Genomic DNA, 11,623 nt, shown 5'->3' with positions numbered 1-11,623 from the left:
CATGCCGCCCAAAAGTGGCTCCTGTTTGGGAGGCCAACGGCATGCACCAAAAAGGCCGTCACATTCGCATTGCAGAATTCAGGCGGTCGATCATGGTCAGGGCGTGCTGCTTCTTGTCGAGATTGTAGGTGTCCGTTTCAGATATAGCGTCCAGGGCCTCGTGCCAAGTATCGGAGAGCGTTTTGGCCCGCTTGAGATCGCCAGCCCGCGCCGCCTGGCTTGCCGCGTCCGACAGAAGGTCCAGCGCCCGGCGGTTGAAGATGTCGAACTGGATCGCCTGGTCTTTGCCCGCGACGGCCTCGGCCAGGCGGTAGGCACCGGCAATATCGCTCTTTCCCGTCGCCACCAGGCCATCGAGCGTCTGCGCGATCTCCAGCCCGCCATACTGCGTCAACAGGATCGCGCTGCGGGCGCTCCCCCCTGCCCGCTCGACCAGTGCGGCCCTCGCTACCGGATCGTCCGGTGGTGGCGGCTCCGCTGTCTCCAGCACCGCCATCAATTCGTCGGCGTCGAGCGGTGTCAGCCGCACCACCTGGCAGCGCGAACGGATCGTCGGCAGCAGACTGCCCGGCGCATGGACGATGAGAATGAACAGGGTCCGTGCCGGTGGCTCCTCGAGATTCTTCAGCAGGGCATTGGCCGCATTGGCATTCATGTCGTCGGCCGGGTCGACGATCACCACCCGGTAGCTGCCGTCATGCGAAGTCAGCGACAGGAAGCGGCTGACCTTGCGGATTTCGTCGACGGTGACGACGGTTTTGAAGCTCTTGGTCTTGTCGTTCAAGGGACGGGTCAGATGCAGCACCCCCGGATGCGCACCGGTGGCGATCTGGCGAAACAGCGGCGAGGCCGGATCGGGAACCGCAAGGTTGCCGGGCGCCTGCTCGAAGGCTGGATGCTTTAAAAGGTGGTGGGCAAGATGGAAGGCGAGCGTCGCCTTGCCGATCCCGACCGGTCCAGCGAAGATCAGCGCGTGCGGCAGCTTTCCCGCGCGATAGGCGGCGGCAAGCATGGTGGCGGCCTGCCCGTGCCCGACCAGACGTGGCGTTTCGGAAGGTTCCGGCACACCGTCCAGCGTGTCGTGCTGTTCCGGCGCGATGCGTTCGAAGATCATACCGGTGCGACCTGCCTGTTGCGCTCGGGCGCCCTTGCCTCCAGTGCCGCGAACACGGTCGCCGTGACGACATCCTCCACCGTGTCCGGATCGGCGGAGGCATCGACGACGATGCAGCGTTCCGGCTCTGCCGCCGCGATCGCCAGGAACGCTTCGCGGCGGGCCTGGTGGATGGCCAGCGTCTCCTTTTCGAAGCGGTCGGCGACGGCATCGCTGCCACGCCGCAATGTCGCCCGCTTCAAGCCCTCGGCCGGGTCGATATCGAAGATCAGCGTCATGTCGGGCATCATGCCGTTGATGGCGACCTGTTCCAGCATGGCCATGAAGGCCGGATCGATCCCGCCTGTGACGCCCTGATAGACACGCGAGGAATCCAGGAAGCGGTCACAAAGCACGATGGAGCCGCGCTCGACCGCCGGCCGGATGACCTGCTCGACATGGTCGGAACGCGCGGCAGCGAAGAGCAGCGCTTCCATCTTCGGCCCGAACGGTTCGGCGGCACCCGAAAGCAGCACATGCCGGACCGCTTCCGCGCCCGGCGAGCCGCCCGGCTCGCGCGTGCGCAGGACATCATACTTCTTGGCGCGCATCTTTGTGGCCAGCCGCTCGATCTGTGTCGACTTGCCTGCGCCTTCGCCGCCTTCGAAGGTGATGAAAAATCCGCGCGCCAACCGAGGGGCCTTTATTCCTGTTTGAGTGGGTTGTTGCGCTCTAGATAGTCCGCGACAGGGAAAACGTCCATGCCGTCGGCACTATCGAAGCCAGCCGACCGCCAGTTCCTTGACGGCGTCGAGCGCGCGTTGCGGCAACGTGCCGACGCCGATCGACTCGGCGGCGAACAACGGTGTCTCCTGGCTCAGCGTGTCGCCGATCCAGACCCGCAGTGCGCCCACCGGTTGCCCCTCCTCCACCGGTGCGGCGACCGGGCCGAAGTAGATGATCCTGGCCGTCAGCTTGTCGCGGTTGGTGATCGGCAGGAAAATGTCGATCGGACCTTTTGCCTTCAGCGTCACGCCGGATTTCGCACCGCCAAAGACCTGGGCCTCCCCGACCACCTCGTCCTTGGCGAAGATCTCGGTCCTCGCGAAGGAACGAACGCCCCAATCGAGCAGTTTGCGCGCTTCTTCGGCGCGCTCCTTGTCATTGGCCAGCCCGCTCATTGCCGCGATCACCCGTGTGCCGCCGTGGCTGACCGAAGCGACGATGCCGAAGCCGGATGTCTCGCTTGCACCGACAGCCAGGCCGTCGGCGCCGATGTCTATCGCCAACAACGGGTTGCGGTTCCTCTGCGAGATCTTGTTCCAGGTGAAATCCTTCAGGCCATAGTAGCGATAGAAATCCGGGTATTCGCGCCACAGATGCAGGGCAAGCTGCGCCAGCTCGCGCACGCTTGTCTGCTGGCCATCGGCAGGCAGGCCGGTCGAATTGACGAAAGTCGATGTCTTGAGGCCGATCTGGCGCGCGCGTTCGGTCATCTCTGCGGCAAAATTGTCCTCGGATCCGGCCATGCCTTCGGCGATAACGATGCAGCCGTCATTCGCGGCCTGCACGGTCACTCCCTGGATCAGGTCCTCGATCCGGATCGCCGATTTGAGCTTGGCGAACATCGTCGAGGTTCCCGACGGCGCGCCGCCTTTGCGCCAGGCGTTCTCGCTGACCACGAACGTATCGTCGAGTTTGAGGCGCCCGGACTTGAGGGCGTTGAAAACCACCTCCATCGTCATCAGCTTGGCCATCGAGGCCGGCGGAATGGGTTTGTCGGCATCTTTCGAAAACAGCACCGTGCCGGTGTCGGCATCGATCATGAAGGCCTGTGCGGCCTTGGTCTCGAAAAGCTGCGCTTGGGCCGGCGAAAGCGTGAGCAGGAGGCCGAGGAGAAAGAACCCGGCAAAAGGCTGTAGCAAGCGAAACTGCATGAAATTCGACCCGTTGGCCGGCCCCTCCGGCGTGCCGAAACTATCGGGCTTTTTCGCTGAGGGATCAACAGCCGGGCGGAAAGCCGGCTGTTGGATCAGTCGCGCACGACCAGCGCATCGGGCGCACCGTGGGACCATGCCGCCTTCAGCAACTCGTCCAGGCCGCCATGGCCGTCCGGATAGAGGTTGACCGCATACCAGTCATTGCCGTCGAGATCGGAGCGCTGGATTTCTATTCTGCCGAAGGGCTTTAGTGCCGAGGCCACACGTTTGGCTTCGGTAGCATCGTCGAACGTGCCGGCGGCGACATAATCTGGGCTGGACGGCGCCGCTTGGCGGCCGTTCTTTTTCCACGACCGCAGGATATCGGCGGGCGACATGCCGCTGTCATCCAGAGCGGCAAAAACATCTGCGTGATGGACGCGTTCATTCGCATATGACAGCGAGGCCATGGCGAACGGCGATTGCGGCGGCAGGCTGATCTCCGGCCGCTCCGGCACGATCGGTCCGAAATCGGGCAGCGCCAGATCGCCGAAGGCCGCCGACTGCGCGGACATCTGCCCCTGCACCGGGGTTGCGGCATCGGTCAGCTGACCTGGAAACGGCACTGCGGCCGCGCCGACCGGAAGGCTCGGCGAAGGCCCGTTCATGGCCACCATGACGCCGGTCGGCAGGCCATCCGACGGATCCGGTATGCGGTTGCCTGGATGGTAAGAGGCCATCAGGTACTGGTCGTCATTGCCGTCGAGCGGCGCGCGGCCGACATATTCGACCTTCACCTTCGCGGTGCCGACCTTGTCGTAGTCCAGCATCTGCGCGGCTCGCTCAGAGACGTCGATGATGCGGCCCTCATGGTATGGGCCGCGGTCATTGACGCGCACGATCACCGAACTGCCGGTTTCGAGGTTGGTGACGCGGGCATAGCTGGGCAGCGGCATGGTCGGATGCGCCGCCGTCAGATGCGCCGTGTCGTAGACTTCGCCGTTGGCGGTCAGCCGGCCATGGAAGGCGTCGCCATACCACGAGGCCAGACCCACCTTGGCGTACTTCTTGTCTTCTTTGGGATAATACCACTTGCCGCGCACCTGATAGGGCTTGCCGAGCTGGTCGCGGCCGCCGCCGCGCCGCATGAAGGCAGCGCGCGGACTGGCCTTCACGCCATATTCGGTCTCGGCGAAATATTCCTTGGAGCGGGTCTTCTTGTAGACCATGCCTTTCGGCTCAGGCTGCGACGCGCAAGCGGCAAGCAATGCAGCAGACGCTGCAAGCAACGCAGCCGTGGCAACGCGACGAAGACGCGGGTGCGTCACAGCCTGCATTCTTGATTGTCCCCTAAAGTCTCAACCAAAGACGTCGTATCCGACCATCAGAGGAGCCAAGCACTCACTCGACAATGCCAACGATGTCTCGGACCCCGATCCTTTGTGCGCAGGAATTGTTTATTACGGTATTAACCGATTGTGGCCGGAACCGGGCAAGATTGTGACACTGCCCGTCCTGTCGTTGGCTAGGGAGAGGTATGCCTTTGCGGAGCCTGCCTGCAGGAAGCGATCAGGCGGTCGATCTCCGCTTCGTCGGCAAGTTGCCGGCGTCGGAAAGCCGCTCCAAGGCCAGGAACAACGGTGATCGCGCCCGCGAGCGCGGAGCGTCGCGTTTCTGCGTATGCATTTGGTAGTTCTCATCAGGAAGGGCTGTTCAGTCGCCGCCCTCGGGAGGCTTCTCCCGAGGGCGGGCAACGACGGCTTACCGAATGTAGGCTCAATCCAGAACTTAACAACGCAACGCTTACGCAACTGCCAATTCAATAGATTTTGAACGTTTTTGTTCCGTTAGCTATGGCTAAAAAGTAGAAAAAACCAACCTTCTTCATGCATGGCACCGGCGGGACCGGCGCGGGCGGAATCCTCTTCTAAGAATTCTACTTCTTTCATACACCCATCTAAGCCCATTAGCTTGCTGGCGGCCGATGCTGCGAATGGTACGGTAGTGTTGAATTGGAGGCTTTATACATGTCGACCCAGAACACGAACGGCTCGAAACTCGACCAGGGCCTTGTATCGGAATCTCAAGCGCGCCGGGACTTTCTTAAGAAGGCGGGGCGTTTCGCTGCGGTTACGCCGCCGGCTGTAACTCTCCTGCTCGGCACAAGCTTGAATTCCAAGGCGATTGCCAAATCAGGCGGATCACGTCCTGGCAACGGAGGGGGGGACAAGAACCACCCCCACGCCGGCCCTCCCGGTCATCCTCAAGGCGGCCCTCCCGGTCAGGTCCATACTCAGTTCCTGTTCGAGCGAGGCCACTCTGACAACGCCGGCGGCGGATCCCACGGAGGATCGAGGGCAGGCGATCCTAACTAGCAACCAAGCCCTCTGGATAAGGCCGAAGCGCTGGCGGTATCAATCGTCACCACGGTCGAGAAGCTGAGGGATAACGGCTGATGCCCGCCTGGCCTGCGAGATCGCAAAAATTAACGGATCGTTGACCGCGCTGTCCTATTCTGAGACAGCGCGGTCTAGTCCCATCCGGACTGCGCAGGCGGCTCCGGCAACACAGCCCCCGCCGCACTGTCGGAGCCGCCACCATACTAGCCTGAAGATACCAGCAATGGTTGAATCAACTGTTACTGCAGTTGTTGCAAATAGAGCGAGCTGCGTCGGCCGCCGTCCCGCCACCAGATGCAAAAAAGCCCGCCGGAAGTCTCCAGGATGAATCAAGGGACATAACCGGAGCGTTGGAAACCCAAGCTATCTCTTAACGCGTGAGAAGCGGCCTAGAGGTTTCAAGGTGTGAGGAACGGTAGCGGGCCTGTTCGAGGCCAGCATAGGTCAACGATGGGCGGCGGGGTCGGCTATTTCGACTCCACGCCCAGCTCAGGCCGTATGTCGATTGTATCGTCATCTCCATGCAGGGCATCATGGTCCCGATTGTTCGTCTTCTCGGGCGTTTTGACGACAGCCTCTCGGGTGTCTCTGTCTTTGTCCTTGCGGGGCTTTGGACCTGGCATGTCGCGTGATGACTTCGGTTCCATATGCGCCTCCTTTAGTTCTCTCCAGAAACAAGGACGGGAGGCTCGGGTTCCAAAAACAAGAACGTCCGCTGCCTCGGGCAGCGGTCCGCTGCCTCGGGCAGCGGACTTTCGCTAGGAGTTGAGGGGACATCTCCACGCTGCGGAGACAAGGAGCAAGTTGACGTCGCGTTGCAGGCGGCTATAAGCAGCGATCGAAAAGGCAAATAGTTGCAAAGTGCGCAGCAGCCGGCATTTCTCGACCGGACGTAGAATCAAAAAAAGCGCAGCGTTTGTAATTACTTGGAGGGATGGCCGAGCGGTTTAAGGCACCGGTCTTGAAAACCGGCGTGGGCGCAAGTTCACCGTGGGTTCGAATCCCACTCCCTCCGCCAATTACCTTTCCCATACGTACCCATACATTGCCGCAATGCCTTGAAAAGGCGAGGAATATTGCGGTATTCCGTTCCCATGCTTTGCCAAACCCTGCCGCACCTACCCGGTGGAAGTCGGGTATGAAACCGGGTATGTTCCCTTTGAACCGGGTATTTCAAGGGGAAAGCAACATGCTCACAGACACGCAATGCAGGAACGCGAAGAAAGCGGACAAACCCTACAAACTCGCAGATGGCGGTGGACTACACCTGTTTGTCAGCGTGGCGGGCGGGAAGCTTTGGCGCTTCCGGTACGAATTTGGCGGGAAGGAAAAGCTTCTTTCACTTGGCGCGTACCCGGTAGTTTCGCTCATTGATGCTCGTTCGGCTCGTGACGAGGCCAAGGCCACCATCCGGGCCGGGCGCGATCCTGGCATCGCCAAGAAGCTCCGGAAGCTGGCGCACGTCACAAGCACGGCTAACACCTTCGAGGCGATCGGCCGCGAATGGTACGAACTGCAAAAGCCGCAGTGGGCGGAACGGCACGCGCACGACGTGCTGGTCAGTCTAGAGCGCGACGTATTCCCCACCTTTGGCGATGTTCCGATCAAGGATATTACCGCGGCGGAGGTGTTGGCTTTGCTTCGCGTTGTCGAGAAGCGGGAAGCGAAAGAAACGGCACGCCGTATCCGCCAGCGCATGTCGGCAATCTTCGTCTACGCCATCGCTTCTGGCCGGGCGGAAAACGACCCTGCCGCGATCGTCAAAGGCGCAATGGCGCCAATGAAGAAAGGCAAGCAGCCCGCCATAACCGACTTGGACAAGGCCCGCGAAATGCTCGTGAAGGCGGAGGCCGAGACGGCACACCCGGTGACGAAGCTTGCGCTTCGGATCCTTGCGCTAACCGCCATTCGCCCCGGCACGCTTGCGACGACGCCTTGGGCGGAGTGGCCCGTTGGCGTTGACCTTTGGCAGATACCCGCCGAACGCATGAAAATGCGACTTCAGCATAAGGAAGACGAAGCCCGCGACCATCTAGTGCCGCTGTCGCGGCAAGCGGTGGATGCAATCGCAGCGCTTCGCACGATATCGGGACGCGGCCCGCTTGCCTTCCCCAACACCCGCCATGCGCACAAGCCCATGAGTGAGAACGCAATCGGGTATTTGCTCAATCGGGCCGGGTATCATCACAAGCACGTCCCGCACGGCTGGCGAGCGACATTCTCGTCAGTGATGAATGAGCGGTTTCGGGCCGACAAGCCCGTTATCGACCTCATGTTGGCGCACGTTCCGAAAGACAAGGTGGAAGGCGCCTATAACCGCGCGCTGCATTTAGAGCGGCGACGGGAACTTGCCCAGCTATGGGCCGACCTCATTCTTGAGGGAGCAAGACCGGCCCGAGAGCTTTTGAGCGGGCCTAGACGGTAAATCAAATCACGAAACGGAGCATATATTGCATATCATTGATATCCGCCTCGAACCTCCGGGTTCCGGCAGCACCCTTGCACGGTTCGACGTGCAGCTAACCCCAGAGCTTCGCCTCTACAATGTGAAACTCATTGAAGGCCCACGCGGGCGGCGAGTTCATGCCCCCCATGCCTTCGGCGCCAACGTCGCCACCTTCGCCCCGGCCTTGGCCGACTCCTTAACGCGCGCCGCTGGCGCAGCCCTTGCGAGTGCTAATTCCGGAGTCCGTAATGCAGCGTGAAACCCTACTCGACCTTATCCAGGCCGGCGACACTGCCCGATTGGGCGATTTCTTCTACACCAGCGCAGCCAAAGCCAAAGGCACAGTCAAGGTGCGGCCCGCAGATGTCGGCTGGGAAGACCACACGCTGACCGCGGACAAGTTCCAGCGTGCCGAAACCGATCCCGCAGACATTGACGAGGCCATGCGGTGGTGCGTGCTTGTCTCCGATATTCCGGAATGCGATGGCGATACAGCCGCGTTCATGTACCTCGATGGCGAAACCGGCAGTGCGATTATTGCAGCACTCTCCGGTCCTGCCCATGACCATGCCGTTGCCATCCGCATGGTGGCCCGCGATCTAAGGGCCGAACAGACGGAGGCCCCAGCACGTAAGACAGTCACGGTTGAAGCCGCGCCAGAGCCGCGGAAGGCCGCAAACGACAACAAGCCCAAGTTCGCATCGATCGACGCGGAAACGCTGCTCGGCATGGAATTCGCGCCCATCAAATACGTCATACCCGGCTATGTGGCGGAAGGTCTTACACTGCTTGGCGGCAGGCCGAAGCTCGGCAAGTCCTGGCTGGCCCTAGACTTCGGCGTTGCCGTTGCCAGCGGCGGGCGGTCGCTAGGTGCGGAGTGCGAACAAGGCGACGCTTTGTATTTGGCATTGGAAGATAACCAGCGTCGTTTGCAGGACCGGCTTCGCGTGGTGCTACCGAGGTTCAAGCGTCCGGATATGTCGCGCCTTTCCCTGCTGACCGAAGCGCCCAAGATCGGGGCCGGATTGATTGAGATGCTCGACAAATGGCGGCAATCCGTGCCTGACCCGCGCCTTATCATCGTGGACACGCTGGCGATTGTGCGGCCGCCCAAAGGCAAGAACCAAGACAGTTATGCGGCGGACTACGAGGCGCTTTCGCCATTGCAGCGGTTCGCCAGCGAACATCGGCTTGCCGTGGTGGTCGTGACCCACGTCAGGAAGGCCGAAGCGGAAGATCCCCTTGAAATGATATCCGGCACGAACGGATTAACCGGCGCGGCGGACTCCATCATGATCCTCAATCGCACCACAGACGGCCCGAAACTCTACGGTCGCGGACGTGACGTGGAGGAAGTTGAGAAGGCGTTGAAGTTCGACGGTGGGCGCTGGTCTGTGCTTGGCGACGTCGATGATGTGAAGCGTTCCGGCGAGCGCAAGCAGATCATGGAAGCTCTGGCCGCAGCCAGTGGCCCGATGACTCCAGCCGAGATCGTCACGGCAACCGGCATGAAGCTGCCCAACGTCAACTATCTGCTCCGCAAGATGGTCGCGGCCGGCGAAGCCGAGAAGCAAGGTTACGGCTCCTATGTCTCAACCCCTCAGACTCCTATGACCCCTCAGTCTTCATCCTCACACTATCCTCCTATGGGTACTAAGACTGAGGAGTCTGAGGACTCTGAGGGGGGAACACTAGAGAGTGAAGTCCCCGATTGCGTGCCCACCTTCCTGCGGAGGGCAGCATGAGCCGTTGGCCTTACAACACCGCCGCATGGCAGCGCTTGCGGCAAGCCAAGCTATCGACTGACCCATTGTGCGAGGCGTGCGTACGGCGGGAAGTGATCGAGCCTGCCATTGCCGTCGACCATGTTGTTGCAATCGAGAAAGGCGGGGATCCGTTCCCGCCGATCGACCGACTCATGAGCCTGTGCTTGCCGTGCCACAACAGCAAGACACGGCGCGTCGATAGCGCGGATAGCAAAGGCGGCTCGCGCTTCAAGGGCTGCGACGTCGAGGGCAACCCGCTGGACGATGAAGACGACTGGTGGGCGCCTGGGGGCTTCGCATCGCCAGGTTCGACCGGCCGGGGACCGCCGTGCCCCACAAAGAAAGAATTAGTTTCACCTGAAACCAATTGGGAGTTTGTCTAATGGGCCTGCGTGGACCTGGCGCCCGCGCTAAGGGCAAATCCATCATATCGGCACCGGCCCGTGATCTGCCATGGATGGCGCCCAACCTCACCCGCGTCGAGCGGCTGGTCGCCTTCATGGAGTTCCTGCCCATCACTAAGGGCATCCTGGCCGGCCAGACTATGAAATTGCTGCCGGAACAGATCGAATTCATCGATAATGTGTACGGCAATGTCGATGAAGACGGTCGGCGCAAAGTGCGGCTGGCAATTCAGAGTCAGCCACGCGGCGGGGGAAAGACCGGTTTCCTAGCAGGAATAAATCTTGCCCATCTGCTTGGCCCGGAGAGCGAACCGCGCGGCGAAATCTACAGCGCAGCCATCGATAAGCAGCAAGCCGGTCTCCTGTATCGAGAGATGGAAGCCATAATCTCCGCTGTGCCTGAGTTCGAGGAGCGCACGAACTGCCAGCGTTTCCACAAGCGGATTGAGGTTCTGGACGGCGACGGCAAGGGCTCGCTTTACGAGTCCCTGTCGGCAGATGTCCGCCGTGGTCACGGCTTGGCGCCCTCCCTCTGGACCTACGACGAATTTGCGCAGGCCAAGACGGACGAGCTGCTGCACAACCTGCAGACCGCGCAAGGCAAGCGCAAAGAGAGCCTTGGCATCGTCATTTCGACGCAAGCGGCCAACGACCACCATCCGCTTTCCGTGATGATAGACGATGCTCTGCGGGGCGAAGACCCGACCGTCTATTGCCAGTTGATATGCGCACCGGATGACGCTGATCCGTTCGATGAGGAAGTGTGGAAGGCGTGCAACCCGGCTTGGGGCATCTTCCTAGACGAAACCGAATTCCGGGCACAAGCGGAGCGCGCCAAGCGCATGGCGTCCTTCCTGCCGCGGTTCTTGAACCTCCGCCTCAATCGCCGCGTAGAGGCGCAGGAGCGGTTTATACGGGCTGCCGAATGGAAGGCGTGCGGCGGCAAGGTCGACGTTGCCGGGCTTGCCGGACGGCGCTGCTATGGCGGTTTGGATCTTGGTTCAACGCGCGACCTTAGCTGCCTGACGCTCGTCTTTCCCGACGACGAAGGCGGCTTCGACGTGTTGCCGTTCTTTTGGTGTCCTGGCGACAACCTTCTCGAGCGGGAAGACACCGACCGCGTGCCCTATTTCTCATGGGCTAAGGACGGCTTCATAGAGCCTACGCCGGGCGCCGCAACGGACTATTCGTTCATCTCGCACCGTATGGGCGAGCTTGTGCAGACGTACGATGTGCAGGCGATCGGGTTCGACCGCTGGCGCATTAAGGATTTGCAGCGCGACCTGGCCGACGACGACATCAGTGTCAATCTTGTCGAGTTCGGCCAGGGCTACCGCGATATTTCGCCCTCGCTCGACTACATGGAAACCTTGCTGATATCCGGCAAGCTGCGGCACGGCGACCACCCGGTCATGACATGGAATGCGGCAAACGCGGCGGTGAGCCGTGACGCCGCTGGAAACCGCAAGCTCGATAAAGACAGGTCGCGAGAAAAAATCGATGGCCTAGTGGCGATGACAATCGCGCTCGGAATTGCGCGGCGGCACGAGAATGATAGCTTGCCGGCGTGTCTTATGGCGGCTTAGAGAACAGGGG

8 protein-coding genes and 1 tRNA gene are annotated in these 11,623 nt (G+C 61.2%); 5 read left to right on the top strand and 4 right to left on the bottom strand.

What is annotated here, in order from left to right; translation table 11 throughout:
• Positions 1-58: 58 nt before the first annotated feature.
• From M653_RS0107245 to M653_RS0107230, 4 genes are all read right to left on the bottom strand, one after another.
• Positions 59-1,114, bottom strand: a complete 1,056-nt coding sequence (locus M653_RS0107245) for a DNA polymerase III subunit delta' (RefSeq protein WP_027142728.1) — start codon at positions 1,112-1,114, stop codon at positions 59-61.
• Complete coding sequence (tmk, locus tag M653_RS0107240; RefSeq protein ID WP_027142727.1) at positions 1,111-1,785, bottom strand: dTMP kinase; 675 nt, start codon at positions 1,783-1,785, stop codon at positions 1,111-1,113. The genes M653_RS0107245 and tmk overlap by 4 nt, the downstream gene beginning before the upstream one ends.
• A gap of 81 nt (positions 1,786-1,866) precedes the next feature.
• On the bottom strand, positions 1,867-3,030 hold the full coding sequence (locus M653_RS0107235) for a D-alanyl-D-alanine carboxypeptidase family protein (protein WP_027142726.1): 1,164 nt from the start codon (positions 3,028-3,030) through the stop codon (positions 1,867-1,869).
• A 95-nt stretch (positions 3,031-3,125) separates the two neighbouring features.
• Positions 3,126-4,349: a septal ring lytic transglycosylase RlpA family protein gene (locus M653_RS0107230; RefSeq protein ID WP_027142725.1), complete on the bottom strand. Its 1,224-nt coding sequence runs from the start codon at positions 4,347-4,349 to the stop codon at positions 3,126-3,128.
• Between the two features lie 1,990 nt (positions 4,350-6,339).
• On the opposite strand from M653_RS0107230, the gene M653_RS0107215 reads away from it, so the two are divergent.
• From M653_RS0107215 to M653_RS0107195, 5 genes are all read left to right on the top strand, one after another.
• Positions 6,340-6,429: transfer RNA gene (locus M653_RS0107215), tRNA-Ser, on the top strand.
• A 120-nt stretch (positions 6,430-6,549) separates the two neighbouring features.
• Positions 6,550-7,836, top strand: a complete 1,287-nt coding sequence (locus M653_RS0107210) for an integrase arm-type DNA-binding domain-containing protein (RefSeq protein ID WP_084636490.1) — start codon at positions 6,550-6,552, stop codon at positions 7,834-7,836.
• 269 nt (positions 7,837-8,105) lie between these two features.
• Positions 8,106-9,602, top strand: coding sequence for an AAA family ATPase (locus M653_RS1000000134915; RefSeq protein ID WP_051442615.1), 1,497 nt, complete (start codon positions 8,106-8,108; stop codon positions 9,600-9,602).
• Positions 9,599-10,006: an HNH endonuclease signature motif containing protein gene (locus tag M653_RS01000000132185; protein WP_084636488.1), complete on the top strand. Its 408-nt coding sequence runs from the start codon at positions 9,599-9,601 to the stop codon at positions 10,004-10,006. The genes M653_RS1000000134915 and M653_RS01000000132185 overlap by 4 nt, the downstream gene beginning before the upstream one ends.
• Entirely contained in the window at positions 10,006-11,613 is a 1,608-nt protein-coding gene (locus M653_RS0107195) for a terminase TerL endonuclease subunit (protein WP_027142723.1), read from the top strand. Before M653_RS01000000132185 ends, M653_RS0107195 begins: the two co-directional genes overlap by 1 nt.
• The last annotated feature ends 10 nt before the right edge of the window (positions 11,614-11,623 follow it).

This window comes from Mesorhizobium sp. WSM3626 (assembly GCF_000513935.1).
GTDB lineage: Bacteria > Pseudomonadota > Alphaproteobacteria > Rhizobiales > Rhizobiaceae > Mesorhizobium > Mesorhizobium salmacidum.
This window is presented reverse-complemented; position numbering and strand designations above follow the sequence as displayed.